Genomic DNA, 26832 nt, shown 5'->3' with positions numbered 1-26832 from the left:
CGGAGCCGGGGACGCGGATCACCCGTTCTCCTTCCTGAACCGCTCGTACGCCTTGTTGTGCAGGTCGACGAGCTGCTGCATGTTCTTCGATTTCAGCTCGGCGAGGTAGGCGTTCCACTGGGTCAGGGGCCGCTTGCCGAGGACGAACTTGAGGGTGTTCTGGATGACGTGGTCCTTGAGGGGGGTGTCCCAGAGGGTGGCCTGTTCCTGTTCGAAGGACTGGAGGGGGTGGGCCGGGTCGACGGGCAGTTGCTCGCGCTGGGCCATGGCGTCCTGGAACTTCTTCTCGTCCGGGCTGAAGGAGGAGGAGACCAGGTCCCAGCTGCCGCCGTAGGTGAAGACGCCGTTGAAGAAGCCGTAGTCCTTCTGGAGGTCCTTCCCCGCGTCCGGGTCGGAGCCCATGAGGGAGATGCCGGGCTTCAGCTCGTACCGGCCGCCGGACTCGGTGTAGGTGACGCCCTCGACGCCCCACTTGCAGAACTTCTGGCCCTCGTCGGAGTACCAGAGCCAGTCGAGGAACTGCATCATGGCGACGAAGCTGTCGCTCTTGAGGGCCTTGCTGGAGACCATGACGCCGTTCTCCAGGCGGCTGCCGCCGAGGACGACGGGGCCCGCGGGGCCGACGGGCACCGGGAGCATCTCGATCTTCGCGCCCTTGACCTGCTTCTGCAGGTTGTAGCGGTAGTCCTGCACCAGCACCTGGGGGTTGGCGCTCATCGCGTAGCACTTCTCGGCGAGCAGCTTCTGCAGCGCCTGGTCGTCGGTCTGGCTGAAGCTCTCCGGGTCCATGAGCTTCTCGGCGACGAGTCTGCGCAGGTACTCGACCATCTGGCGGTAGGCGTCCTGGGCTCCCGTGAAGACGAACTTCCGCGCCTTCCGGTCGAAGCTGATGTTGTCGTAGCCCCAGCCGGCCCTGACCCCGAAGGCCTGGCCGAGGTAGAGGAACAGGGCGCCGCAGGGGAACGGGGTGTTGGTGCTCCAGCGGTCGGAGAAGGGGTACTTGCCGGGGTACTCCTCCTTGAGCGCCTTGAGGACGTCGTACACCTCGTCCCAGGTGGTCGGCAGGCTGAGGCCGTGCTTGTCGAGGACGTCGGTGCGGAAGGACAGGGAGTAGCCGGCCTTGGCCTTCTCGTGCAGGCCGGGCAGCAGGTAGTACCTGCCGTCGGACTGGCGGATCGAGTCGAGCTCGGGCTCCAGCTTCCACTTGCGCACCTTGTCGCGGAAGTTGGGCATCAGCTTCACGTAGTCGCTGACCGGGAGGATGGCGCCGGAGGAGACGAAGGCGACCTCCGAGGGGTGGTACGTCTTGGGGATGAGGAACGGGGCGTCTCCGGCGCCGATGAGGACGCTGCGCTTCTTCTCGTAGTCGGCCAGCGGGACGTCGACGGGCTTGAGGGTGACGCCGGTGCGCTGGGTGAGTTCCTTCCAGAACAGCCAGGAGTCCTTCATGGGGTAGACCGGGTTGTTGTTGTGCAGCACGGAGAAGGACAGCGGCTTGGCGGCCTTGAACCGCTGCCCGGCCCGGTAGTTCTTCATCGCACCGTTCTGTTTCTTGGACAGGTCCTTGCTGCCCCCGCCGTCGCCCCCGCTGCCGCAGCCGGTGACCGTGGCGAGGGAGACGAATCCGGCGGCGGCGAGGATCTGGCGCCGCGAGAGCTGCCCTGCGTTCATCACGGAGACTCCTTTGTTCCGTAGGCGAGTTGAGGAGGCGGCGTCAGCCCTTGACCGCGCCGAGCATCACGCCCGAGACGAAGTAGCGCTGGACGAAGGGGTACACACAGAGGATCGGCAGCGCGGTGAGGACGATGGTGACCGACTGGATGTTCGCGCCGACCTGACTGAGCTGTTCGGTGTCGGCGCCCGCGTTGCCGCCGCCGGTGGCGCCCTGGATGAGGTTGCGGAGGTAGACCGTCACCGGCATCAGGTCGGTTCGGTCCATGTAGAGGAACGCGCTGAACCAGGAGTTCCAGAAGGACACCGAGTAGAAGAGGACCATCGTCGCCACGACCGCCTTGGACAGCGGCAGCACGATCCTGAGCAGGGTGCCGTAGGCACTCAGGCCGTCGATCTGGGCGGCCTCCTCGAGTTCGGTCGGCAGGTTCTCGAAGAAGGCCTTCATCACCAGCAGGTTGAAGACGCTGATGGCGTTCGGCAGGGCGATCGCCCAGACGCTGTTCTTCAGGCCCAGGTTGGTGACCAGGATGTAGTTCGGGATCAGCCCGCCGGTGAAGAACATGGTGAACACGGCGATGCCGACCAGCGCGCCGCGCCCCTTGAGGTTCTTCTTCGAGAGCACGTAGGCGTAACAGGTCGTCAGCACCATGGCCACGGCCGTCGCCACGACCGTGTACAGCACGGTATTGCCGTAGTTGCGCCAGAACATCGAGTCCTGGAACACGATCTCGTATGTGGTGAGGTTGAACCCCTTGGGCAGCAGGGTCACCTCACCCGCCCGGATCTGCCGCTCCCCGCTGAAGGACCGCGCGAGGATGTTGACGAAGGGGTAGAGGGTCACCAGCACGACCAGGGTGAGGATCACCCCGTTGACCCCCTGGAAGGCCCGGTAGGAACGACTCGGCTTCACCACAGGCTCGTCCCCACTGTGCGGCGCGAGAGCTGGTTGGCGGACGTGATGAGGACCAGGCCGATGATCGCCTCGAAGAGACCGATGGCGGCGGCGTAGCTGAAACTGTTGGACTCCACACCGGAGCGGTAGACGTACGTCGAGATCACGTCGGCGGTCGGATACGTCAGCGGGTTGTAGAGCAGCAGCACCTTCTCGAAGCCGACCGCCATGAACGTGCCGATGTTGAGGATCAGCAGCGTGACCATGGTGGGCCGGATGCCGGGCAGTGTGACGTGCCAGATCTGCTGCCAGCGGTTGGCGCCGTCGATGCGGGCGGCCTCGTACAGGTCCTCGTCGATCGTGGTGAGCGCGGCGAGGTAGAGGATCGTGCCCCAGCCGGCGGTCTGCCAGATCTCGGAGCCGACGTAGATCGTGCGGAACCACTCGGGTTCCTGGATGAAGCGGACGGGTTCGTGGCCGAACCAGCCGAGGACGTGGTTGACGGGTCCGTCACTGGCCAGCATCTGCATGGTGATGCCCGCGACGATCACGATGGACAGGAAGTGCGGCAGGTACGACACCGACTGGACGAACCGCTTCAGCGAGCGCCGGCGCACCTCGTTGAGCAGCAGCGCCAGCACGATCGGCACCGGGAAGCAGAACAGCAGGGTGAGTCCGCCGATCCACAGGGTGTTGCGGAACACCTGCCAGAAGGTGGGGTCGCTGAGGAACATCCGCACATAGCGCAGTCCCACCCAGTCCTCGCCGAAGAGCGAACCCCCGGGCTCGAAGCGCCGGAAGGCGATCACGTTGCCGATCATCGGCAGATAGCGGAAGACCAGGAAGAACAGCAGCGGCAGGATCGCCAGCGAGTACAACTGCCAGTCGCGGCGCAGCGCCCGCCGCCAACCGGTCCGGGCGGGGTCCCGCTTGCGGCGGCGGGGTGCGGCTCTCGCCGGAGGCGGGTCCTGGGTGCCCGGCGGGGCCGACGTGGTGGACGTGCTCATTGCTCGGGCCTCCCGTGGGCATGGGATGGGGAACCGAAACTTTCGAGCTCTTACCGGCAACTTTGCGGCAACCTAAGGCCCGTGGAAAGCGCTGTCAATGGGTGCTGCGGTGTCATACGGGGCGCCAGCGACCGCGTTGGATTCCTGTCGAAGCTGGGTAGAGCCCTGGGACGCATCCCCACCACCCATCGCAAGTTTCCGAATGATCACCGACTCCTGCGAGGTGCCGCCGTGCCCGCGTTCGACCTGCCGCTGACCCGACTGGAGCACCATCGCCCGGACATCGAGGAGCCCGCCGACTTCGACGGGTTCTGGCTGAGCACCCTGAAGGAGCACGGCCGGACCGACCCGCTGGTGTCGGTGCGGCCGGTGGAGACGGGCCTGACGCTGACGCGGACCTGGGACGTGACCTTCCGGGGCTTCGCGGGCGACCCGGTACGCGCCTGGTTCAGCAGGCCCGCGGGGGCCGGCGAACTCCTTCCCGCGGTCGTCGAGTTCGCCGGCTACGGACGCGGCCGGGGTCTCCCCCACGAGCGCCTGACCTGGGTCAACGCCGGGTACGCACATCTACTCATGGACAACCGCGGCCAGGGCGACCAGTACGGGTGCGGTGGCGACACCCCCGACCCGCACGCCGGCGCCCCTGGCGGCCCCGGGCCGGCCGTGCGCGGCCTGCTCGCCCCCGGCGACTACCACTACCGGCGTCTGATCACCGACGCGGTGCGTGCGGTCGCGGCGGTGCGGGGGCTGCCCGGCGTGGACCCCGGCCGGACCGTCGCCGTCGGCAACAGTCAGGGGGGTGGACTCGCCCTGGCGGTGGCGGGGCTCGTCCCGGACCTCGCGGCCCTGCTCGTCACGGCTCCGTTGCTGTGCGGGATCCGGCGGGCGCTCGACCTCACGGACGCGGGGCCGTACGGGGAGATCGCCGCGTACCTGTCCGTCCATCGGGGGGCGGAGCGGGACGCGTACCGCACCCTCTCCTATGTCGAGGGCGTCTCCTTCGCTCGACGCGCGCAGGCGCCGGCTCATTTCGGGGTGGGGCTGCGGGATGTGGTGTGCCCGCCGAGCGGGACGTACGGGGCGTTCAACCGCTACGGCGAGTTGACCGGTGTGGGCGGGGGCAAGGAGATCCACGCGTATCCGTTCAACGGGCATGAAGGCGGGGACGCGGTGCATGTCCGGCGTCAACTGGACTGGTTGGCGGGGTTGCTTGCCCGGTAGCGGGGACGCCCGGAGCCGGGACGTGCGCGCTGTGGCTGGTCGCGCCCGCACGCGCACGGGCGTGCGTCCCCAGCGCGCGGGGAGCCGCTGCGCCGACAGCGCCCCCACCTCCCGGCTCCCCCGGGCGGGGCCCGACCAGCCTGAGCGTCCACCCCGCCGCCCTGGCCGTTTACATCTGCGCCGCCCGGCGCTAACTTCCGCAACAGGTGGAGTGGGAGCGCTCCCATAAGGGTGGACCGGAACCCGCCCTCGAGTCGCTCCCGCTCCACTCGTCCCCGCACACGCATCCGCAGGCCCGCATACCAAGGAAACGGATGATGCTGTCATGATCACGACAAGAAGGGCGGGAAATCCCCTCACGCCCCCGCCTGCGCTCGTCACCCGGGCCAGAGCCCTCTTCCTGGTCCTGCTGTCCCTCCTGGTCACCGTCCCGGCCCTCGGCCTGGTCATGACGGCCGGGGGTGAGGCGGAGGCGCACGGTACGCCCATGAAGCCGGGCAGCCGTACCTTCCTGTGCTGGCAGGACGGCCTGACCGACACCGGTGAGATCAAGCCGGTCAACCCGGCATGCAAGGCCGCGCAGCAGGTCAGCGGTACCACGCCGTTCTACAACTGGTTCTCCGTGCTCCGCTCGGACGGAGCCGGCCGCACCCGGGGCTTCGTGCCGGACGGCGAGCTGTGCAGCGGCGGCAACACCAACTTCACCGGGTTCAACACGCCCAGCAAGGACTGGCCGCTCACCCACCTCACCTCGGGGGCGACGGTCGACTTCTCGTACAACGCGTGGGCCGCGCACCCGGGTTGGTTCTACGTCTACATCACCAAGGACGGCTTCGACCCGGCCAAGCCGCTCACCTGGAACGACATGGAGGAGCGGCCGTTCCTGAGCGTCGACCACCCGCCGCTGAACGGCTCCCCGGGCACGGTCGAGGCCGACTACTCCTGGACCGGCAAGCTCCCCTCCGGCAAGGACGGCCGCCACATCATCTACATGGTCTGGCAGCGCTCCGACAGCCAGGAGACCTTCTACTCCTGCTCCGACGTCGTCTTCGACGGCGGCAACGGCGAGGTGACCGGCATCAAGCAGCCGGGCACCCCGTCCGAGCCGGTGCCCGGCACCTGCACGGCCACCCGGAAGACGACCGGCACCTGGAACGGCGGCTACCAGTCCGAGGTGACGGTCACCAACACCGGCACCGTCCCGATGCTCGGCTGGATGGTCGACTGGACGCTCCCGGCCGGTCAGAAGGTCGAGAGCCTGTGGAGCGGCAACGCGACGTACAACGGCCAGGCGGTGATGGTCCACAACGTCGGCTGGAACGGCTCGCTGGCCCCGGGCAGAAGCACGACGTTCGGCTACGTCGTGTCCGGCTCCGGAGGTGACAGCACGACGAGCCTGCCCTGCCGGGTGGGCTGAACCGTCGTTCCGGGCGGGCCCGCCACGGGAGTTCTGGTCGGCGGGCCCGCGACCGGGGAGTCCTGGCCTGCGGGCCCGCTTGCTTCGCCGTCGGCCGGTCGCTGGAAGGATCAGCCGGGCTGTCCGGCCGTGGCGACGAGGCGGTGGAGAGCCGCCTGGGCGGGTGGGCCCCAGGTGGGTTTGCCGCCGGGGCGGCCGTGGACGCCGGCATGGCCGATGAGCATGCAGGCCACGGCGCGCATCAGTGCCCAGCCCCGGGCGCGACGGCGGGTCGCGGGGTCGACGGCCGGCTGGTAGACGGAGTGGAAGCGGTCGGCGGCACCGTCCGGGAGCAGCGTCCAGGCGGCGGCGAGGTCGCACGCCGGGTCACCCGCGCAGAGGTCGCCGAAGTCGATCACGCCACAGAAGGTGCCGTCCGCGGTGAGGACGTTCGCGGCGTGCAGGTCGCCGTGGAGCCACAGAGCCGGGCCCGTCCAGTCGGGCGCGGTCACGGCGTCCTCCCAGACCGCGCGGACACCGTCCGGGTCCTCGATGAGGCCCGCCTCGGTGGCGGAGGCGAGGTGCTTGGCGAACCCCTCGGCACTGTCGGCCAGGGGGCCGCCGCGGCCCCGGCCGACGGGAGCGTCGTCAGGAGCGGGGCGGTGGAGCGCGGTCAGGAATCGCGCCAGGGCGTCGGCCGACTCCGCGGCGCGGGTGGCGGGGGCCCGGTCGGCGGGCGTGCCGGGCACCCAGGTGGTGACGATCCAGGGCCGCGGGAAGCGCTCGGAGGGTTCACCGAGGCGCTGCGGGACGGGGACCTCGAGAGGGAGCTGCCGAGCGAGGCCGGGCACCCAGGTGTGCTCCTTGCGGAGCAGTTCGTCCGCGTCCGGGGTGGCCCAGGGCAGCCGTACGGCCAGGTCGTCACCGAGGCGCCAGAGCTGGTTGTCCCAGCCGCGCGCGCCGAGCCGCAGCGGACGGTCGGCCAGGTCGGGGTGTTGGTCGTGCAGCAGTTCCCGGATCAGTGAGGCCGTGATCTCGATCTCCGTGTGGGTCATGCGACGTCACGCTAACCGGGTGGCGGCGCGTGTGGGCGGGCGTGCGTTCACAAGCGGGCGGACGCATCGATCCTGTCGACCTTTAACCCTCATATGTCGCGGTTATCCATGTATGCGATTCTGTTGGTGAGGGTGCCCTGCCGCTCAGCTGCGGCGTGGACCTGCCGCGTCGTCGTCGTGTGAGTCCCGGGGACTCCCCCTGCCGGTGGCCGCGGCATGGACGGGAGGTGGATGGGGAGATGCCCCGTTACGGCGATGCCCGGGCGTCCGTCCCCGGTCCGTCTCGTCCTCCCGCGCCGGAGGCCGCGGCGAGGGAGCGGGTGCTGGCGTTCGCCGGGGTGGCGCTGGCAGCGGTGTACGTGCGGAACGAGGACGGTGCGGAGCTGCGGCTGGTGGAATCGGCCGGGGCGGCCGGGCCCGACACGTACGGGTTGCCGGGCCGTGTCCCAGTGGCCATGGGCGCACCGGTGGCGGCCGGTGGGGGGCCGGCGGTGGTGGGCGGCCCGACCGGCCCGGCCACGGAGCCGAGCACGTCGCCGGGACCGGAGATCCACGAGCCGAGCACCTCGCCGGCACCGGCGGCCCACGAGGCGAGCACCTCGCCGGCACCACTGGCCCATGAGGCGAGCACCTCGCCGGCACCGGTACCTGTGGCGCCGGACACCTCGTCCGCAGCCTCCCCCGGTGACCCACCTGGGGCCGGGGACTGCGGACCGGCTGTGGCCGACGCCTTCCGGAGGGGGCGGCCCCTGTGGCTCCGGGGTGCCGTGCTTCCCGGCCGTGCGGAAGCCGACGCGGCCGGTTTGCCGCTCGGGGCGTTGCCGCTGGGGGCGGCGGGTGGCTGGCTGGGGTGTCTCGTCGTGGTGGGAGAGGCCGGGGAGCAGTTCGGCGGCGAGCAGCGGGAGTTCCTGGAGCGGTACGGCGACGCCGTCACCGAGCGCCTGCGGGGTGAGGCCGACCGGTGCGCCCCCTCTCCCCTGCTGGCCTCCGCCCTGCGCGCCCTGGGGGTCGGTTCCTTCGCCCTGACGCCCGGCAGCGGACTGGTCGAGACGGACGCGGCCCTGCTCGAACTCGTCGGCGTCGAGGGCGGTTTCGACGGCAAGACCGACACGCTGCTCTCCTGCAGCGTGCCGGAGGACGTCCCCGCCCTGATGGCGGTCATCGAGCCGTCCGCGCAGTCCCCGGCGCGGCGGGAGCTGGAGTTCCGTATCCGCCGGCCCACCGGCGAACTGTGTTGGCTGCACCTGAGCTGCCGCGTGCTGAAGAGGCCCGACGGTGCTCCGGAGCGGGTGCTGGGGGTGGTGACCGCGGCCCCGGTGCTGCGCCGGAGCGCCAGTGACGTCGCCAGGATCCAGTGGCTGACGGCCGCGCTCGACGACGCGATGACGGTCCGGGACGTCAGCCGTGTGGTGGTCGCCGCACTGCGCGAACCGCTGAGCGCCGACCGGGTGGCGTTGGCCGAGCTGCTGGAGGACCGGCTGGCCGTCACCGTGCTGGATCCGCCGGGCGCCGGTGCCTGGCCGGAACTGTGGCGTTCCGAGTGGCGTTCGGAGTGGCCCGACGCGTCGGTCAGCGACCTGCCCACACTCCAGGCGGCACTGCGGGACGGGCGGACGAGCCTGTGGCCGGCGGGTGCCGAGCTGGAACCCGGACTCGCGGGGATCGGACCCGGCGGGCTCGCGGTCCTGCCGTTGCCGGCGAAGAACAGGATGACCGGGGTGTGTCTGGTCGGCTGGGACGCGCCGCACGAGTTCACTCCCGAGGAGCGGGCCCTGCTGACGGCGACCGCGGGACTGGTGGGGCAGGCCCTGAAACGCGCGCACGCCTACGACGCGGAGCAGGAGCTCGCGACCATGCTCCAGCGCAGCCTGCTGCCGCGCCGCCTGCCCCGGCTGCCCGGGGGCACCGCCGTGGCCCGCTATCTGCCCGCCCGGCGCGGGCTCCAGGTAGGCGGCGACTGGTACGACGTGATCGCCCTGTCGGAGTCGAAGGTCGCGCTGGTCATCGGTGATGTGCAGGGGCACAGCGCCGGGGCTGCGACGATCATGGGTCAGATGCGCACCGCGGTCCGGGCCTACGCCGTGGAGGGGCATCCGCCGGACGTGGTCGTCGGGCACGCCAACCGGCTGCTCGTCGGCATGGAGACCGACCTGTTCGCCACGTGCTGCTACGTCGAGCTGGACATGGAGGAGGGCAACGCGCTGTTCGTGCGGGCCGGGCATCTGTCCCCGCTGGTGCGTCATCCCGACGGCGGCACGGAGGAGGTCGCGGTCGAGGGCGGGCTTCCGCTGGGTGTCCTCGCGGACGCGGAGTTCCCGCTGACGGCGCTGGCGCTGGCCCCGGGCACGGTGCTCGCGCTGGTGACGGACGGGCTGGTCGAATCGGCGGATCTGCAGGTGGACGAGGGGATGCGGCTGGTCCGCGAGGCACTCGCCGCGGCGGATCCCGCCGACCCGGGGCGGATGGCGGACGGACTGCTCGGCGAGGCGGGCCGCCGGGAGGACGACGTGGCGTTGCTGCTGCTGCGCTACGACGGGATGCGGATCCGGCCGGTGCGGGCGGGCTGGGTGGTGTGGCGGCTGCCGGACGCGGTCATGCACGCCCGCCGGTTCAGCGCGCGCACGCTGCGTTCCTGGGACGTCGTGGAGGAGGCCGACACCGTCCTGCTCGTGGTGTCGGAGCTGGTCACCAACGCGCTGGTGCACACACAGGGCGCGGTCCGTCTGGACCTGACCCTGGCCGCGGACCGGCTGCGGGTGACGGTGAGCGACTCCTCGCCCCGGGCCCCGGCCAAGCCGGTGGTCGTGGACTGGGAGTCGACGGGCGGCCGGGGGCTCTTCCTCGTCGAGGCGATGTCGGCGGCGTGGGGCTCGGTCCCGGTCGGCGGCGGCAAGCAGGTCTGGAGCGAGATCGTCGTGTCCCGCCCGGAAGCGGAGGAGACACCAGAGGCGGCCGAGTCGGAGCCGGCGGCCGGGCCGTGGATCGATGCGGGCAAGGAGCGGCAGCCTGGCAGGGAGCGGGGCTGGAGCCTCGGCCGCAACCGGAACCGAAACCGGGATCCGGACCGGGACCGGAATCGGGACCGCGGCTGGAGTATGGGCAGAAACCGGGACCGGGACCGGGACCGGGGCAGAGGCGGGGACCGGGACCGAGGCGGCCCGGACCTCACCGGGGGCCAGGACCGGAGCCAGGGAGCAGCCCGGGACTTCACCGGGGGCCAGGACCGGAACCAGGGCGCGGCCCAGAATTTCACCGGGCGCCGGGACCGAGGCGGCGTGGGCCCGGAGTTCACCGAGGATCGGAACCGGAGCCGGGGCAGGGACCCGGACCTCACCGGGCGCCGGGACCGAGGCGGCAGGGACCCGGACCGCACCCAGGACCAGGACCAGAGCCGGGGCGCGAGCCCGGACCTCACCGGGCGCCGGGACGGAACCCGCGGCGCGGCTCCAGCCGACACCGGCCACCGGGACCGGAGCCAGGGTCCGGGCCTCGGTTTCGCCGGGGAGCGGGGACGAGGTCGAGGTGTGGGCCCGGACCTGACCGCGGGCCAGGGCCGGGCGGAGTGGGGAGGGCCGGGATGAGGGGTCGTAGGTGGCGGGTGGCCGCCGGGCTGCTCGCGGGCGTGCTGGCGGTGTCCCTGGCCGGGTGTACGGACGGCGGGGAGGGCGAGGACGGCCTGACCGTCGGGCTGCTGCTGCCGAGCCGTGCCGTGCCCCGCTGGGAGCAGTCCGACAAGCCTCTGATCGAGAAGCGGGTGAAGGAGCTGTGCCCCGACTGCACGCTGATGTACGCCAACGCCGAGAACGACGCGGCGAGTCAGCGGCAGCAGATGAACTCCATGATCACCAGGGGCGCCTCGGTCCTGATCCTGGACGTCGTCGACCCCAAGGCCCTGCGCTCCTCGGTCCGGGCGGCGGACCGGGAGGGCATCCCGGTCCTCGCCTACGACCGGCTCGCCGAGGGCCCGATCTCGGGTTTCGTCAGTTTCGACGGCGGGCAGGTGGGCCGGCTCCAGGGCGAGGCGCTGCTGAAGGGCATCAGAGCCAGGGCCGAAGGCGATGGCGTCGTCATGGTGAACGGCGACCCGTCCAGCCCCAACTCCGCCTGGTACGAGGGCGGGGCCCGGTCCGTCCTCCGGGACGAGGTACGGATCCTCAAGTCGTACAACACCGTGGGGTACCGCACGGAGAACGCGCACGACCACATGTCCGCCGCGATCAGCGACCTCGGGCCGAACCGGATCGACGGGGTGCTGGCGGCCAACGACTCCATCGCCGCGGGCGTGATCGCGGCGCTCAAGAGCGCCCGCGTCTCGCCGCTGCCCCCGGTCACCGGCCAGGACGCCGACCTCAGCGCCGTGCGGCGCATCGTCGAGGGCGAGCAGTACATGACCGTCTACAAGCCCTTCCGCCAGGAGACCGAAGCGGCCGCCGCGATGGCCGTCGCCCTGGCCCGCGGCAACGATCTCGGCGCCTTGGTCACGACGCGTGTGGACAGTCCCACCACCGAGAACGTCCCGGCGCGGCTGCTCGACCCGGTGTCCGTGACGCAGGACAACATCGGCCCGACGCTGATCCGGGACGGCGTCTACACGATCGATCAGATCTGCCCCCCGAAGCTCCGGTCGGACTGTGCCCAAATCGGACTCACCCGGTGAAGGAGGTGGTTCCCGGTGGTGGCCCATCCGCCCGTGCTGGCGTTGCGCGGCATCTCCAAGCGGTTCGGCGGCGTACAGGCGCTCGTGGATGTCGACCTGCAGGTCCGGGCCGGTGAGGTCGTGGCCCTCGCGGGCGACAACGGCGCGGGCAAGTCGACGCTCGTGAAGGCGATCTCGGGTGTCAGCCCCGCCGACCGGGGGGTCATCGAGTGGGAGGGACGGCTCGTGCAGATCAAACGCCCCCACGACGCGCACGCCCTGGGCATCGCGACCGTCTACCAGGACCTCGCCATGTGCGACAACCTGGACGTCGTCGGCAACCTCTTCCTCGGCCGCGAGATCGACCGGGTGGGCGTCCTCGACGAGGTGGAGATGGAGCGCCGCGCCCGCGATCTGATGCGCGCGCTGTCGATCAGCATCCCCGACGTGCGCATACCGGTCGCGGCACTGTCCGCCGGGCAGCGGCAGGCCGTCGCGATCTCCCGTTCGCTCATGGGCGCGCCCAAGGTCCTGCTGCTGGACGAGCCGACCGCCGCCCTCGGCGTCGAGCAGACCAGCCATCTGCTCGACCTCATCGAAGATGTGCGCGACCACGGTATGGCGATCATCCTCATCAGCCACAACATGGGCGACATCAAGGCCGTCGCCGACCGTGTCGCGGTGCTGCGGCTGGGACGCAACAACGGCCTGTTCGACGTGAGCACCGTGACGCAGGAGCAGATCATCTCCGCCGTCACGGGGGCGGCGGACAACGCCGTGGCGCATCGCACGAAGGGTGACGAGGAGGCGTGGCCGTGAGCCGGGACGGGCCGCACCGGGACGGCGGACCGGCCGGGACGGGTGGCGCCGGGCCGGTGACGGCGGGCAGCCGGCCGCGCCCCCGCGGCTGGTCGGGCAACCTGCGCGACTACGCCCTGGAGGTCCGCGGCAGCGTCCGGGACGGCGAGCGCGGCCCGCTGCTGGTCATCGCCGGGCTGATCGTGATCTGGATCGTGTTCCAGGCCCTGGACGACAAGTTCCTCTCGCCCCGCAACCTGTCCAACCTCAGCGTGGAGATCGTCGGCACCGGCCTGGTCGCCGTCGGCATCGTGTTCGTGCTGCTGATCCGGGAGATCGATCTGTCGGTCGGTTCCGTCAGCGGCCTGGCCGGGGCCGCGTTCGCCGTACTGAACGTGAACGAGGGGGTGCCGGAGTGGCTCGCGGTGATCGTGGCGGTGGCCGTCGGCATGGCCGTGGGCGCCTTCCACGGGTTCTTCTTCGCCTGGCTCGGTGTGCCGGCGTTCGTCGTGACACTGGCGGGGCTGCTGATCTGGAACGGCCTGACGCTCTACCTGCTGGGCGCGAGCGGCACGATCAACATCGACGAGGACGGCCTGGTCGCCTCCCTGACCAGTCGGCACTTCGGCGACGACCTGGCCGCGTACGCGGTGGCGGCGCTGGGCACCGCCGGGTACTTCCTGGCCGCCCACCGCAAGCGCATCCGCCACCGGGCCGCCGGGATGCCCTACCGGCAGACGCCCGAGATCTTGGTGCGCACCGGTGTCCTCGCGGCGGTCTCCTTCGCCGCCGCCTACACCCTCAACCGGTTCCAGGGGCTTCCGCTCGCCCTGCTGATCTTCCTGACGGTCCTTGTCGTCTCCGACTACGTGCTGCGCCGCACCCGCTACGGGCGGCGCGTGTACGCGCTCGGCGGCGGGGTCGAGGCGGCGCGGCGCGCCGGAATCGGAGTGGAGCGGGTGCGGGTCGCGATGTTCATGGTGTCGGGAACGCTGGCCGCCTTCGGTGGCCTGTTCGTGGCCTCGGGTCTCACCTCGGCGAGCCCCACGACGGCCCGTGCCGCCGGCTCCGGAATGCTGCTGATCAACGCGATCGCGGCAGCCGTCATCGGCGGTACGAGTCTGTTCGGCGGACGCGGCTCGCCCTGGTCCGTGTTGCTCGGCGTGCTGGTGATCCAGTCGATCGCCTCGGGCATGGGGCTGCTCGGGGTCGAGGACGCCGTGCAGTTCATGATCACCGGAGGGGTACTGCTGGCCGCCGTCGCGGCGGACGCGCTCACCAGACGGACGGAGGCCCGAAGAGGCCGTCCGTAACACCCTTTACGCACGATAAACCTTTCTTCTGGTTAAATGTCTAAATGGGTGACGGGGGTGGGTAGGGGGCCACGCGAGGGCCAAGGACCGACATCCTGTCCATCGGAGCGTCATGAAACGTAGCCGCCTCGCCCGGCTGACCGTGGCTGCCATGGCCGTCACCGGCCTGATCCTCTCGGGCTGCGGGGATGCGGACCCGCCGCCGCCCGGCGGATCGAACGGCAGCATCAACGTACTCAGCGTGGGCAACCCGCCGATGCAGGACCTGAAGAAGCTCACCAAGAAGTACTTCACCGCGGAGACCGGCATAGAGGTCAATTACACGCTGCTGCCGGAGAACGACGTCCGCAGGAGGATGGACCGCGAGTTCACCCGCCAGGCCGGGCACTACGACGTGGCGAGCGTCAGCGCGTACGAGGTGCCGATCTACTCGGAGCGCGGCTGGCTCGCCCCGCTGGACTCCTACGTGAAGGCGGACAAGGACTTCGACCAGGACGACATCTTCCCCAACCTCGTCACATCGCTGACCGGGGCCGACGGCAAGCTCTACGCCCAGCCGTTCTACGGGGAGGGTTCCTTCCTGGCGTATCGCAAGGACCTCTTCCGCCAGGACGGGCTGTCCATGCCCGCGAACCCGACCTGGGAGCAGGTCGCCTCGCTCGCGGCCAAGGTCGACGGCACCGACGGCACGAGCGGCATCTGCTTGCGCGGTCTGCCGGGATGGGGACAGAACCTGACCCCGATCAACACGGTCGTGAACACCTTCGGCGGCTCCTGGTACGACATGGAGTGGAACGCCCGGCTCACCTCACCGGAGTTCCGCAAGGCGGTGCGGTTCTACGTCGATCTGGTGCGCGAGCACGGTCAGCCCGACGCCCACCGCATGGGCTTCCTGGAAGTCCTCGACGCCTTCGTGGCGGGCAAGTGCGCCATGTGGTACGACGCCACCGTCCTGGCGTCGTCGGTCGAGGCCGACGGCTCGGCGGTCAAGGGCAAGGTCGGCTATGTCCCGGCGCCGCATGACAAGACGGAGAAGGCCGGCTGGCTGTGGACCTGGGCGTGGGGCATCCAGGAGGCCAGCGACAACAAGGACGCCGCCTGGAAGTTCATCTCCTGGGCCTCCTCCAAGGAGTACCAGGAGCTGGTCGGCCAGGAGATGGGCTGGACCGCGGCGCCCGCCGGGAACCGCAAGTCGCTCTACGCCAACCCCGAGTACCAGCAGGCGGCCGGCGCCTGGTACCGGCAGGAGTACACGGCGGCGACGGACTCCGCCGACCCGAAGAACCCCGGCGTCGGCCCCCGCCCCTACACCGGCATCGGCTTCCTGGGGATTCCCGAGTTCGCCGTGCTCGGTACCGCGGTCTCCGAGCAGATCGCCGCGGCCATCGCCGGGCAGCAGTCGGTGGACACGGCTCTGGAGAAGTCGCAGGACCTCGCCCAGGCCGCGGTGGCGAAGTACCGCGGCGAGTGAGCGGGCGCCGGCCGACTCCGGCCGGGCAGGTCGGCGCGGCTCCGGGAAACGGCGCGGGCCCGTTCCGGGAACAGCGCGGGCCGCGCCCCCGGTCTCCCGGGAACGCGGCCCTCGAACCGCCGTGAACCGCCTCGCCGGTCCGCTTACTTGCGGATCAGGCTGCGCAGCACGTACTGCATGATGCCGCCGTTGCGGTAGTAGTCCGCCTCACCGGGGGTGTCGATGCGGACGACCGCGTCGAACTCGACACCGGTGTCGGTGGTGACCTTCACCGTGCGCGGCGTGGTGCCGTCGTTCAGCTCGGTGACGCCGGAGATGGAGAAGGTCTCCTCACCGGTGAGGCCGAGGGACTCGGCGGACTGGCCCTCCGGGAACTGCAGCGGCAGGACGCCCATGCCGATGAGGTTCGAGCGGTGGATGCGCTCGTACGACTCGGCGATGACGGCCTTGACGCCGAGGAGCGCGGTGCCCTTGGCCGCCCAGTCGCGGGACGAGCCGGAGCCGTACTCCTTGCCCGCCAGGACGACCAGCGGGATGCCGGCGGCCTGGTAGTTCTGCGAGGCGTCGTAGATGAAGGAGACCGGGCCGCCGTCCTGCGTGAAGTCACGCGTGTAGCCGCCCTCGGTGCCCGGCGCGATCTGGTTGCGCAGGCGGATGTTGGCGAACGTACCGCGGATCATGACCTCGTGGTTGCCTCGGCGCGAGCCGTAGCTGTTGAAGTCGCGGCGCTCGACGCCGTGCTCCGTGAGGTACTTGCCGGCCGGGGTGTCGGCCTTGATCGCACCGGCCGGGGAGATGTGGTCGGTGGTGACCGAGTCCCCGAGCTTGGCGAGCACGCGGGCGCCGGAGATGTCGGAGACCGGGGTGGTCTCCATCGTCATGCCCTCGAAGTACGGGGGCTTGCGGACGTAGGTGGACTGCGGGTCCCACTCGAAGGTGTTGCCGGTCGGGATGGGCAGCGCCTGCCACTGGGCGTCACCGGCGAAGACATCGCTGTAGGACTTGGAGAACATGTCCTCGCCGATGGCGTTGGCGACGACCTCGTTCACCTCGGCCTCGGAGGGCCAGATGTCCTTCAGGAAGACCGGGTTGCCGTCCTGGTCGGTGCCCAGGGCCTCCCGGGTGATGTCCACCTTCATGGAGCCGGCGATCGCGTAGGCGACGACCAGCGGCGGGGACGCCAGGTAGTTCATCTTGACGTCGGGGTTGATACGGCCCTCGAAGTTCCGGTTGCCGGAGAGGACCGAGGTGACGGCGAGGTCGTGGTCGTTGACGGCCTTGGAGACCTCCTCCGGCAGCGGGCCGGAGTTGCCGATGCAGGTGGTGCAGCCGTAGCCGACGAGGTTGAAGCCGACCTTGTCGAGGTACGGGGTCAGGCCCGACTTCTCGAAGTAGTCGGTGACGACCTTGGAGCCCGGGGCGAGGGTGGTCTTGACCCACGGCTTGCGGGTCAGGCCCTTCTCCACCGCCTTCTTGGCCACCAGCGCGGCGGCGACCATGACGTACGGGTTGGAGGTGTTGGTGCAGGAGGTGATGGCCGCGACCGTCACCGCGCCGTGGTCGAGCTCGTACGAGGTGCCGTCGGGGGCGGTCACGGTGACCGGGTTGGACGGGACGGCCGCACCGGTACCGTCGGCGTGCTGCGGCGCGCCGGCGCCGTTCTCCTGGTTGCCGTAGGCCGGGGCGTCGGAAGCCGGGAAGGACTCGGCGCTGGCCTCGTCGACCGGGGAGGCCGAGGCGGCGGGCTGCTGCGCGACGGGCGCATCGACGTAGTTGAGGACGTCCTTCGCGAACTGCTGGGCCGCCTCGGCGAGGACGATACGGTCCTGCGGGCGCTTCGGGCCGGCGATGGACGGGACGACCGTGGACAGGTCCAGCTCGAGCTTCTCGGAGAAGTCCGGCTCGGCCTTCGGGTCCAGCCAGAGGCCCTGCTCCTTGGCGTACGCCTCGACGAGGGCGACCTGCTGCTCGGAGCGACCGGTCAGGCGCAGGTAGTTCAGGGTCTCGTCGTCGATCGGGAAGATCGCGGCGGTGGAGCCGAACTCCGGCGACATGTTGCCGATGGTGGCACGGTTGGCCAGGGAGGTGGCGGCGACGCCCTCGCCGTAGAACTCGACGAACTTGCCGACGACACCGTGCTTGCGCAGCATCTCGGTGATGGTCAGCACCAGGTCGGTGGCGGTGGTGCCGGGCGTGAGCTCACCGGTGAGCTTGAAGCCGACGACGCGCGGGATGAGCATGGAGACCGGCTGGCCGAGCATGGCGGCCTCGGCCTCGATGCCGCCGACGCCCCAGCCGAGGACGCCGAGGCCGTTGACCATCGTGGTGTGCGAGTCGGTGCCGACGAGGGTGTCGGGGTACGCCTGGCCGTTACGGACCATGACCGTGCGCGCCAGGTGCTCGATGTTCACCTGGTGGACGATGCCGGTGCCGGGCGGGACGACCTTGAAGTCGTCGAACGCGGTCTGGCCCCAGCGCAGGAACTGGTAGCGCTCCTTGTTGCGGCCGTACTCCAGCTCGACGTTCTGCTTGAAGGCGTCGTTCGTGCCGAACTTGTCGGCGATGACGGAGTGGTCGATGACCAGCTCGGCCGGGGAGAGCGGGTTGACCTTCGCGGGGTCGCCGCCGAGCTCCTTGACGGCCTCACGCATGGTCGCGAGGTCCACGACACAGGGAACGCCGGTGAAGTCCTGCATGATCACGCGGGCCGGCGTGAACTGGATCTCCTGGGACGGCTGGGCCTGCGAGTCCCAGCCGCCGAGGGCGCGGATGTGGTCGGCGGTGATGTTCGCGCCGTCCTCGGTGCGGAGCAGGTTCTCCAGCAGGACCTTGAGGCTGTAGGGAAGGCGAGCCGAGCCCTCCACCTTGTCCAGCCGGAAGATCTCGTACGAGTCGTCGCCCACCTGCAGCGTGCTGCGGGCGTCGAAGCTGTTCGCCGACACGACAGTCTCCTTCATTGATGTGCGCGTACCACCACGATCCTGCCGCCACGGCATCTCGACCGATCCGCTAAGGTAAGGCTAAGTTAGGTAGCCCTTACCGGGGCGTGGCGGCTGCGGTGCTCCTCGGCAGATATCTCGATGTCGAGATAACTCTAGTACACCCGGGCCGGTTGGTCATGCCCCGGTGTCCGCCATGCGGTCATGCACACCTCTCCGCGGGGTATCCGAACCGGGTACCCACGCCACAAACGGAGAGGAGACAGGCATGCCGCTCACGTTCCGCAAGAGCTTCCGGATCCTGCCGGGGGTGCGTCTGAACATCAACAAGCGCTCCTGGTCCATCACCACCGGCGGCGGAAAGAACGGCCCCCGATACACCCGCAGCAGCACGGGACGTCGTACGACATCGATGGATCTGCCCGGGCCGTTCGGCTGGCGGCGCACGCACACCGCCAAGCGGCACTGAGGCGGCCGGGGCGGATCGACTCCCCGTCACCCGAACGATCACCTCATCGTGCACCATCTCATATCTGAGATAACCTCAATCACATGGGAGACGACTACCTCGTACGCATCGGCAGGCTCATCCGTGACGCCCGGCAGCACCGGGGCTGGACACAGTCGCAGCTGGCCGAGGCGCTCGGAACCAGCCAGAGCGCGGTCAACCGGATTGAGCGCGGCAACCAGAACATCAGCCTTGAGATGATCGCGCGCATCGGAGAGGCCCTCGACAGCGAGATCGTGTCGCTCGGCTACGCCGGTCCGATGCATCTGCGGGTGGTCGGCGGGCGCCGGCTGTCCGGCGCCATCGACGTGAAGACGAGCAAGAACGCGTGCGTGGCGCTACTGTGCGCCTCACTGCTGAACCAGGGGCGCACAGTGCTGCGCCGCGTCGCGCGCATCGAGGAGGTGTACCGCCTCCTGGAGGTACTGGGCTCCATCGGCGTGCGCACGCGCTGGATCAACGACGGCGTCGACCTGGAGATCGCGCCGCCCGCCGAACTCGACCTCGCGGCGATCGACGCCGACGCCGCCCGCCGCACCCGCTCGATCATCATGTTCCTCGGTCCCCTGCTGCACCGCATGGACCATTTCAAACTGCCGTACGCCGGCGGCTGCGACCTCGGCACGCGCACGGTCGAGCCGCACATGATCGCGCTGCGCCGGTTCGGGCTCGACATCGCGGCGACCGAGGGCCAGTACCACGCGGTGGTGGACCGCTCGGTCCGCCCCGACCGTCCGATCGTGCTGACCGAGCGCGGCGACACCGTGACCGAGAACGCGCTGCTCGCCGCCGCCCGGCACGACGGCATCACGGTCATCCGCAACGCCTCCTCCAACTACATGGTCCAGGACCTGTGCTTCTTCCTGGAGGCCCTGGGCGTCAAGGTCGACGGCATCGGCACGACCACGCTCACCGTGCACGGCGTTCCGGACATCGACGTCGACGTCGACTACTCCCCCTCCGAGGACCCGGTCGAGGCGATGAGCCTGGTGGCGGCCGCCGTCATGACCGAGTCGGAACTGACCGTGCGCCGGGTCCCGATCGAGTTCCTGGAGATCGAGCTGGCCGTGCTCGAGGAGATGGGCCTCGACCACGACCGCACCCCCGAGTACTTCGCCGACAACGGCCGCACCCGGCTGGTGGACCTCACCGTCCGGCCCTCCAAGCTGCAGGCGCCGATCGACAAGATCCACCCCATGCCGTTCCCCGGCCTGAACATCGACAACGTCCCGTTCTTCGCGGCCATCGCGGCGGCGGCCCAGGGCAAGACCCTCATCCACGACTGGGTCTACGACAACCGCGCGATCTACCTGACCGACCTGAACCGCCTCGGCGGCCGGCTCCAGCTCCTGGACCCCCACCGGGTCCTGGTCGAGGGCCCGACCCGCTGGCGCGCCGCCGAGATGATGTGCCCGCCCGCGCTGCGTCCCGCGGTGGTCGTCCTGCTGGCGATGATGGCGGCGGAGGGCACGTCGGTGCTGCGCAACGTGTATGTCATCAACCGGGGTTACGAGGACCTGGCGGAGCGGCTGAACTCGGTCGGGGCGCAGATCGAGACGTTCCGGGACATCTGAGCATCAGGGCCATCTGGGCATGAAGAAACCCCGCCAGGGATGTCCTGGCGGGGTTTCGACTTCATGGATCTGTCGAGCCTACTGCTCGTTCAAGGCGGCTCGAAGGTGAGCGATCAGCTCATCCGCCGGCACCTCGATCCAGGCGGCCCCGGGCGCTCCGGTACGGACCTCATAACGCTCTCCGTGCAGCTCATGCACCAGGACCTGACGGCTTGCTCCGTCGAACACGTCCACGCGCAGACGGATGGCACCGTGCGAGATCGTCGGGAACATGTGCCGCAGCACTTCGTCCTCGTGGAGGCGACGGAGAAGGTGCCACTGCGTCCGATGAAACTCGCTCGACAGAAGCTCGGCCCACTGCGAAGAAGTGGGTTCTCCCCTCTCGAAGGCCTTGACGAAAGCGTCGAGTTGCAGGAACGGGAATCGCACCGCCAACTCGTCGAACGGTACGCCTTCCCGCCATGCGGCGACCATCTCCGAGAGCAGCGCGAGATCGTCCGTCGAGCCGATCTCCCAGGTCAACCCGGAAGCGTCCCAGGTGAACCCGGGAATATGGACACGCAGCCGGAAGAGACGCTTCCCGGTCGCTGGATCGACCGACAGGAGGCCCCTTGCCGTCTCGACGATGATGGCGCCGGTGGTCGACGGCGCCGGCCAGATTTCACCTTCGCGCAGTTCGGCGGCCTCTTTCATTGCCGACGCAAGGCCGCCCGCAGCGGTCACGTCCGGGTACAGGTCTTTCCGATGGGTGCCCATATTCGATTCCTCAGCAGTGACAGTAACCGATGACCGAACCCTTCACTGGGGGAAGTTCTCCCAGCACCGACAGGTCCGGCATGCCGGTCGGGGAGTCCAGTCGCATGGCCCCGTCTGGACCTGACGGGGAGTAGAACTTGATCGAATCCCACGAGCGTTGACCATTGGCGAGGGCCCTCGCGATCATGGACATCTCGTAGTCGGTGGCATGTCCGGCCTCGCCGGCCCTCAGGCCGCGCCGGGCAGCTGCCATGAAGCCTCCGAGTTCGTTCAGTCCCGTCATGTTGACGTGCAGCGTCACGTTCGGGTCGGCGATGGCCATTTCCGCGATGCGGGCGAAGTCCCTTGGGGACGCGTTGGAGAAGGTGGTGAGCTTGTTCTCCCCGGCCCACTTGTCGAGCTTGCCGTTATTCTGCCACCCCAACGCAACTTTGCAATTGTGAACAAGCACTGGAGTAGCCCCCGCCAGCACGAAGAACGTGTGCAGGTCGTCCACCGTGAGGTCGTAGACCGTACGCGGGGCCAGCCCCGAGCGGTCGTGGAGGCCGGTCACCGTTCGGACGGAGCCGTCCGGAGTACGCAGACGGTCGCCGACACGCAGGTCGGAGACGAGCGTCCACCCACGGTCCACCACGTAGAACTTGTGACCGGCGGTGCTGTCCAGCCTCCCCCCGCCGGCCACGGTGATGCCCACCAGCCGCTGAGTGTCGTGCTTGAAGGTGTCGGTGACCTGTCGGGCCCGCGTCTGGCCGGTAGCCGGATCCGTGGCCTTGACGAGATCCCCCACGCCCACCAGGCTGATGGGCCGTCGTGAGCCGTCCGCCATCAGCACCTTGGTGGTGCCAGGGAAGCTGTTCACCTTGCAGGCGGTGTACAGGTCCTCGTGCGCGTTGACGATGGCGTTGAGCTTGGCGAGGGTCCCAGGGTCCAGGTCGAGGGCCTTGAGGGCATGGAACGCGTCACGGACCCCGACGCCGGTCTTCATGGCGGCGTCCAGAGCCTGGATCCCTTCGAAGACCTTGCCGAACGCCTTGCCGGGAATGAAGTTGCTCGCTGCCCAGGCGCAGCCGCTGGCGCTGCCGTGCCAGCAGTCGACGAAGTCCTGGACCAGGACCGCCTTGATGAGCTTGTAGGTGAGGGTCTGCTGGATGAGTTCCAGCTTGGAGAAGTAACGGGTGATGTCCTTTTTCAGACCCGGTATGCGCTTGCTCTCGACGAGCACCGTGTCCGCCGGCGGACAGCGGTCGGCGCTGGCCGTTGTGTCGGGGTTGGTGCAGAGGAAGAAGTCGACCACCGCGCTGAAGGTGACCGTGAACGTGGTGGTGCAGCCTTCGAAGCCGATGTCGATGACGCAGGGGTCGTGCTGCTTGGCGTCGGTGATCTCGATGCTGTCCTCGTCGACGACGTACCACGTGCCGCCGACTCCGGTGCCCGCGCCGGTCGAGACCTGCTTGTTCGCGGCCTTGCGTGCCGCTTCCTCGGCTGCCTTCTGCGCCTCCTTGGCGTACTTCAGTGCGTCCTTGGCCGCTTGTTCGGCTTCGGTGGCTGCGGCATCGGCGCGGTTGGCGGCGGCGCGGGCGTCCTTGGCGGCCTGTTCGGCCTGTGAGGCGGCGTCGCGTGCGGCCTGGGCGTCGAGAGCGGCCTGGTCGGCCGAGGCGCGGGCGTCCCTGGCGTGGCCTTCGGCGCGGCCTGCCGCCTTGTCGGCGGCGGCTGCGTCGGCGGTGGCCTGGCGGTTGTAGTCGATGGTGCGGGCCAGGGATGCCGATGCTTGCGAGGCGGCCTTGGCGGCGTCGGCGGCGTAGCCCAGTGCCTCCTTGGAGTAGGTGCGGGCGGTGGCCGCGTGTCCGGCGGCGTTGGCGGCGTGCTGGTAGGCGGCCTTGGCGTCGCCGGTTGCCTGTTCGGCGAGGTTCTTGGCGGCGGCCGCCTCGGCCTGCGCGTTCTTGGCGTGGGCGTCGGCGACGGCTTGTTGCTGTTCGGCGATCGATTTCGACGCCTGCCCGGTCAGGACGACCAGGCCGGCGGCCGAGTCGGTGGTCACGTAGGGGGAGCCGAGTTCGACCGCGTCGTTGGCGGGCTTGGCGACCTGGACGGCGGCGTTGCCGGCGTCGGTGGCGGCTCGCGCGGTGACGTGGGCGAAACCGGCGGCTTTGGCGGAGGCGGCCAGGGCCTTGGCGGCTTCCTTGTTCGCCTCGTCCGCCTGGGACTTGGCGGTCTTGGCCAGCTTCTCCGCCTCGTTCGCCAGCTCGACGGCCGTCTTGGCCTCGGAGGAGGCGTGCTCGGACGCCTCGATGGCGTCGGCCGCCGCGCTGGTGGCGGTCTTCATCGCCGCGTCCGCTTTCAGTTTGGCGGCGTGGGCGGCGTCCGCGTGGGAGCGGGCCCGTTTGGCGGCGGCTTCGGCGCGGGTGGCCGCGGCGTCGGCCTCGGCCGCCGCCTCGGTGGCCGCGTTCGCGGAGGCCCGGGCCCGGCCCGCGGCTGCCTCGGCGTCGTCCGCGTGCGCGGAAGCCGCGTTTGCCGCCGCTCGGGACTCCTGGGCGTTGCTGTCGGACTCGTGGGCCTGGGCGAACGCCTCCTTCGCGTCCGCCTTCGCGCGGGCGGCATCCGCCTTCTGCTCCGCGTCCCAGGCGTCGTCACGCAGGTCACGCGCCTTGTCGCGGGCCTTGACCGCGTCGTCCTTCCGCGCGACCGCGGTCGCCTCGGCGGCCTCGGCCTTCTCCTTGGCGTCCTTGGCGTTCGCCGCCTCGGCCTGGGCGTTCTGCTTGTGCCGAGCCGCTTCGGTCTGCTTGGCCTCGGCGGTCTCCTTCTCCGCCTTGGCCGTCTTCTCCTCGGCCTCGGCGGCTAGCCGCTTGGCGTGCGCGTCGGCGGCGGCCGCCTTGGCGACACCTTCGGCCTTCAGCGCCTCGGCCAGCTTGGCCTGCGCGGTCTCCTTGTCCTTCTTGGCGTTGTCCCGGTGCACCTTCGCCGCGTCGGCCGCGGCCTTGGCCTGGGACTCGGCCATCGCCGCGGCGGCCTTGCGGAACTCCGCCTTCGACTGCGCCGCCTGCGCCAGAGCGCGCTGGGCGATGGTCTGGCTGTCGCCCGCGGAAGCCCTGGTCGCGGCCTCGGCGGTCTCAGCGGCCTTCACCATCGCCGTCAGCGCCGCCACCGACCCGTTGGTGACCTGCGCCTTCTGCTGGCCGACCAGGAGCCCGCGGCCCCGCGGCGCACCAGCGGCGTCCGCGATGTCGTACGCGGCCTGCTCCGCCTTGTCGGAGGCGGTGGCTGCCTTCTTGGCGTTCTCCAACTGGGTCTTGAGCGTGACCAGGTGCTTCTTCGCCGCCGCCTGGGCGTCGGTGATGACCTTCTTCGCCTTGTCGAACTCCGCCTTGTCCGGGTAGGAGGGGCTGTCCGTTCCCTGGTGGCCGGACGGCTTGATCAGGAACTTCTGCGCAGTGGTGTTCTTGCAGTCCCACAGCCGCGCATCCGTGCTTTTGGTGAACGCGCTCAGGTCCAGGCACTTGCCCGTGCTGACGCTCTTCAAGGGCGAGGTGGCACGGACATCACCCTTCCACGACTGCCCCTCGGACTTGTAGCAGTCATAGATCTGGACCTTCGTGCCGTTCGCCGACTTGTTCCCGGCCACGTCCAGACACTTGAAGGAGTTGACGTTGCGGAGGTGGAGGTTGCCCTCGCTGCCCTCCAACGTCCACTGCTGGGCCGAACTGCCGTTGCAGGTGTAGATCTGCACGGGCGTGCCGTTGGCCTCCTTCCCGCCCGCGACGTCCAGGCAGTTGCCCTTCGCGCCCGGCACCTCGATCGTGACCGGGCTGTCGCCGATCCAGCCCAGCCCGCCGGCGGAGTAGTAGTCCTGCCAGCGCGCGGAATAGTCCGCGAGCCAGGACTGGCCCAGGACCAGCCCCAGGGTGAACGTGCCCTCCTGCAACGCCTTGGTGGCGGTGGCACTGGCAGTTAGGATCTGCTGGCGCTGCGTGGCCTGCGAGGCGATCTCCTGCTGCCACTCGGCGGACGCCTGCGCCACCTCCTTGCCCAGCACCCGGTTCGGGTCGATCGGGGCGTGCCAGGCGCACGAGGCGAAGCGGGCCTTCAGATCCTCGACCGCGATGCGGTACTCCGCGGTCCCCGGGGCCGGGGCGGTGCGGGGAAAGCCGCCGGAGGCCAGGAAGATACGGGCATCATCGGCGAACACCCTGGGAACGAACAGCACATTGGGCTCGATCTTCCCCGAGTTCTTCTTCCACAGCTTCCACGCCTGCTGCTCCTGCGGTGTCCCCCCGGAGGTGTACAGCGGGTCACCGATCGCGAGCGCGGCGGCCTTCGTCTTGTCGTCGGCGGTGGGCGACGGATCCCAGTACGGGGAGAGCACCAATTCCGTCGAGTCGTTGTACGACTGCCACAGCCAAGGAAGCAGCCCGGTCTTGTCATAGATCTCGAACTCGCCCGGCGGTTCGCCCGGGTAGGAGCTCAGACCGGTGGTGGTCCTGGCGAATGCCAACTCCTGGTTCTGAATCTTCTCGACCCACTGGTTTCTGCTGTCGCTGTCCGCATCCTCGGCCTGGTGCAGCGGGGTCTTGTTGTCGAGGAAGTCCCGGCGGAGCTTCTGATGAAGTTGCCCAGGTGGAAGTCCGAGGGCTTCCTGTGCCAGAGCGAACAAGTTGGGCCCGCCCTTGCGCAAGGCGTCGACGGCCACGCACTGGTCCTCGCGCAGCTGCTCAGCCGCCTTGGTGTCGAAGCCGTCGTACGAGTCACCCGTCGCGGCGACAGGCGCGATGGTCTGTCCGGTGCCTCGACCAAGCTGGCCTGGCTGGACGACCAGGCCACCGAGCACGGCCAATGCAGCCACCGACGTGACAGCCGAAGTGACCGTCGCGGACATGGGTGATCTGGGGTTCAACAACCCCGGTCTGAATCGCAAAGGGGGGCATCCTTCGTAGCAAGCGAACGAGAGCAGGCGGGGGCGACCGCCCGAACAGGCGGTTGCGAAACGCGCGGGTCGGTCAGCCCAGGGAGCAGGGGCAGCAGGCAGCAGCGGCCAGGCGGGCGTTCACAACGAGCCGGTGTCGCGGCATGACGAAGCATTCCTCCCCGTAGCGGCACAGTCCCCGCCGCCGAATGACGAGCACACGTCACGACAGGGGATGGTCAAGGCCCCTGACGCGTTGCGCGGCGATCAACTAAGCCACAGGCCAACCGGGCAGGGCAAGCACTGCCCCAGGCGTCCGGACCACTCCACGGCGTTGTGGGGCGTGGCCCCTCACGGCGCGGCATCTGCAAATGCGGAGCTCACAGCAGGAGTCACATGTGTGAGAGATGTAAGGAAGGAGTGTGCGTACCGGAGATTACCCGTCAAAGGTTGACCGAAAGTTACCTACTCGCGGGTAATCCGTTGATGCCGCACACCGCGCGCAACCCGCCGGCCGCGATACAGGGCAAGAAGCCGAAACGGGCACCATCCGCCCACTCGGGCGGTAAGAATTCTGTCGCGAAGAAGTCGACGGCGAGCGCCACGGCGCGGAAGCCGAGGCTCACGCCTGCTCGCGACCTCGGCGACCGCTTCATCAACCGTGCGGCCCCCGGCCAGGAGCCGACCGACAAGGC

General features: G+C 69.7%; 15 protein-coding genes and 1 pseudogene. 9 read left to right on the top strand and 7 right to left on the bottom strand.

From position 1 onward, the window contains the following. Positions 1-18: 18 nt before the first annotated feature. From IE97_RS0124560 to IE97_RS0124550, 3 genes are read right to left on the bottom strand one after another with little or no spacing between them, the layout of a single operon-like run. Positions 19-1674: an extracellular solute-binding protein gene (locus IE97_RS0124560; protein WP_030244528.1), complete on the bottom strand. Its 1656-nt coding sequence runs from the start codon at positions 1672-1674 to the stop codon at positions 19-21. A gap of 40 nt (positions 1675-1714) precedes the next feature. Next, positions 1715-2587, bottom strand: a complete 873-nt coding sequence (locus IE97_RS0124555; RefSeq protein WP_030244526.1) for a carbohydrate ABC transporter permease — start codon at positions 2585-2587, stop codon at positions 1715-1717. Continuing rightward, a complete protein-coding gene (locus IE97_RS0124550) occupies positions 2581-3573 on the bottom strand; it encodes an ABC transporter permease (protein ID WP_030244522.1) in 993 nt (330 codons plus the stop codon). The genes IE97_RS0124555 and IE97_RS0124550 overlap by 7 nt, the downstream gene beginning before the upstream one ends. A 231-nt stretch (positions 3574-3804) precedes the next feature. Here IE97_RS0124550 and IE97_RS0124545 point away from each other — a divergent pair, with 231 nt between their 5' ends. Together IE97_RS0124545 and IE97_RS0124540 are read left to right on the top strand one after the other, a co-directional pair. After that, positions 3805-4794 carry an acetylxylan esterase gene (locus IE97_RS0124545; RefSeq protein ID WP_030244519.1) on the top strand — a complete coding sequence of 330 codons (990 nt, stop codon included), beginning with the start codon at positions 3805-3807 and terminating at the stop codon, positions 4792-4794. A gap of 325 nt (positions 4795-5119) precedes the next feature. After that, on the top strand, positions 5120-6211 hold the full coding sequence (locus tag IE97_RS0124540; RefSeq protein WP_030244517.1) for a lytic polysaccharide monooxygenase auxiliary activity family 9 protein: 1092 nt from the start codon (positions 5120-5122) through the stop codon (positions 6209-6211). A gap of 110 nt (positions 6212-6321) precedes the next feature. Here the strand turns inward: IE97_RS0124540 and IE97_RS0124535 are convergent, their stop codons facing one another. Next, positions 6322-7245, bottom strand: a complete 924-nt coding sequence (locus tag IE97_RS0124535) for an aminoglycoside phosphotransferase family protein (protein ID WP_030244515.1) — start codon at positions 7243-7245, stop codon at positions 6322-6324. A 239-nt stretch (positions 7246-7484) separates the two neighbouring features. Between IE97_RS0124535 and IE97_RS0124525 the strand changes: the two are divergent. From IE97_RS0124525 to IE97_RS0124505, 5 genes and pseudogenes are all read left to right on the top strand, one after another. Further along, positions 7485-10220 (top strand): annotated as a pseudogene (locus tag IE97_RS0124525) (SpoIIE family protein phosphatase); the annotation flags it as partial. Between the two features lie 602 nt (positions 10221-10822). Beyond that, the gene (locus tag IE97_RS0124520) at positions 10823-11902 is read left to right on the top strand and encodes a substrate-binding domain-containing protein (RefSeq protein ID WP_030244508.1); all 1080 of its coding nucleotides are present in this window, start codon (positions 10823-10825) and stop codon (positions 11900-11902) included. Positions 11903-11920: 18 nt separating this feature from the next. Further along, complete coding sequence (locus IE97_RS0124515) at positions 11921-12700, top strand: ATP-binding cassette domain-containing protein (RefSeq protein WP_030244506.1); 780 nt, start codon at positions 11921-11923, stop codon at positions 12698-12700. Continuing rightward, positions 12697-13992 (top strand): sugar ABC transporter permease, encoded by a 1296-nt coding sequence (locus IE97_RS0124510; protein ID WP_234310489.1) that lies wholly within the window; start codon positions 12697-12699, stop codon positions 13990-13992. Before IE97_RS0124515 ends, IE97_RS0124510 begins: the two co-directional genes overlap by 4 nt. 112 nt (positions 13993-14104) lie before the next feature. Beyond that, a complete protein-coding gene (locus IE97_RS0124505; RefSeq protein ID WP_030244502.1) occupies positions 14105-15463 on the top strand; it encodes an ABC transporter substrate-binding protein in 1359 nt (452 codons plus the stop codon). Between the two features lie 143 nt (positions 15464-15606). On the opposite strand, the gene IE97_RS0124500 is transcribed toward IE97_RS0124505, so the two are convergent. Further along, positions 15607-18420 carry an aconitate hydratase gene (locus tag IE97_RS0124500; RefSeq protein WP_078603363.1) on the bottom strand — a complete coding sequence of 938 codons (2814 nt, stop codon included), beginning with the start codon at positions 18418-18420 and terminating at the stop codon, positions 15607-15609. A 250-nt stretch (positions 18421-18670) separates the two neighbouring features. Between IE97_RS0124500 and IE97_RS0124495 the strand changes: the two genes are divergently transcribed. Together IE97_RS0124495 and IE97_RS0124490 are read left to right on the top strand one after the other, a co-directional pair. Continuing rightward, the gene (locus tag IE97_RS0124495; RefSeq protein ID WP_030244497.1) at positions 18671-18871 is read left to right on the top strand and encodes a DUF4236 domain-containing protein; all 201 of its coding nucleotides are present in this window, start codon (positions 18671-18673) and stop codon (positions 18869-18871) included. 83 nt (positions 18872-18954) lie between these two features. Continuing rightward, on the top strand, positions 18955-20484 hold the full coding sequence (locus tag IE97_RS0124490; RefSeq protein ID WP_030244495.1) for a helix-turn-helix domain-containing protein: 1530 nt from the start codon (positions 18955-18957) through the stop codon (positions 20482-20484). 78 nt (positions 20485-20562) lie between these two features. On the opposite strand, the gene IE97_RS0124485 is transcribed toward IE97_RS0124490, so the two are convergent. Together IE97_RS0124485 and IE97_RS0124480 are read right to left on the bottom strand one after the other, a co-directional pair. Next, positions 20563-21240, bottom strand: a complete 678-nt coding sequence (locus IE97_RS0124485) for a hypothetical protein (RefSeq protein ID WP_030244493.1) — start codon at positions 21238-21240, stop codon at positions 20563-20565. A 10-nt stretch (positions 21241-21250) separates the two neighbouring features. Further along, positions 21251-26077, bottom strand: a complete 4827-nt coding sequence (locus IE97_RS0124480) for a ricin-type beta-trefoil lectin domain protein (protein ID WP_234310487.1) — start codon at positions 26075-26077, stop codon at positions 21251-21253. Positions 26078-26832 lie beyond the last annotated feature (755 nt).

The organism is Streptomyces sp. NRRL S-455, from assembly GCF_000717875.1.
Classification (GTDB): Bacteria; Actinomycetota; Actinomycetes; order Streptomycetales; family Streptomycetaceae; genus Streptomyces.
Note: the sequence above shows the minus strand (reverse complement) of the source record. Positions and strands in the feature narration are given on the sequence as shown.

Excerpts from the sequence above, each read along its gene's own strand:
- IE97_RS0124550 (WP_030244522.1), bottom strand. The coding sequence starts at position 3,573 with ATGAGCACGTCCACCACGTCGGCCCCGCCGGGCACCCAGGACCCGCCT.
- IE97_RS0124540 (WP_030244517.1), top strand. The coding sequence starts at position 5,120 with ATGATCACGACAAGAAGGGCGGGAAATCCCCTCACGCCCCCGCCTGCG.
- IE97_RS0124535 (WP_030244515.1), bottom strand. The coding sequence starts at position 7,245 with ATGACCCACACGGAGATCGAGATCACGGCCTCACTGATCCGGGAACTG.
- IE97_RS0124520 (WP_030244508.1), top strand. The coding sequence starts at position 10,823 with ATGAGGGGTCGTAGGTGGCGGGTGGCCGCCGGGCTGCTCGCGGGCGTG.
- IE97_RS0124505 (WP_030244502.1), top strand. The coding sequence starts at position 14,105 with ATGAAACGTAGCCGCCTCGCCCGGCTGACCGTGGCTGCCATGGCCGTC.
- IE97_RS0124500 (WP_078603363.1), bottom strand. The coding sequence starts at position 18,420 with ATGAAGGAGACTGTCGTGTCGGCGAACAGCTTCGACGCCCGCAGCACG.
- IE97_RS0124495 (WP_030244497.1), top strand. The coding sequence starts at position 18,671 with ATGCCGCTCACGTTCCGCAAGAGCTTCCGGATCCTGCCGGGGGTGCGT.
- IE97_RS0124490 (WP_030244495.1), top strand. The coding sequence starts at position 18,955 with ATGGGAGACGACTACCTCGTACGCATCGGCAGGCTCATCCGTGACGCC.
- IE97_RS0124485 (WP_030244493.1), bottom strand. The coding sequence starts at position 21,240 with ATGGGCACCCATCGGAAAGACCTGTACCCGGACGTGACCGCTGCGGGC.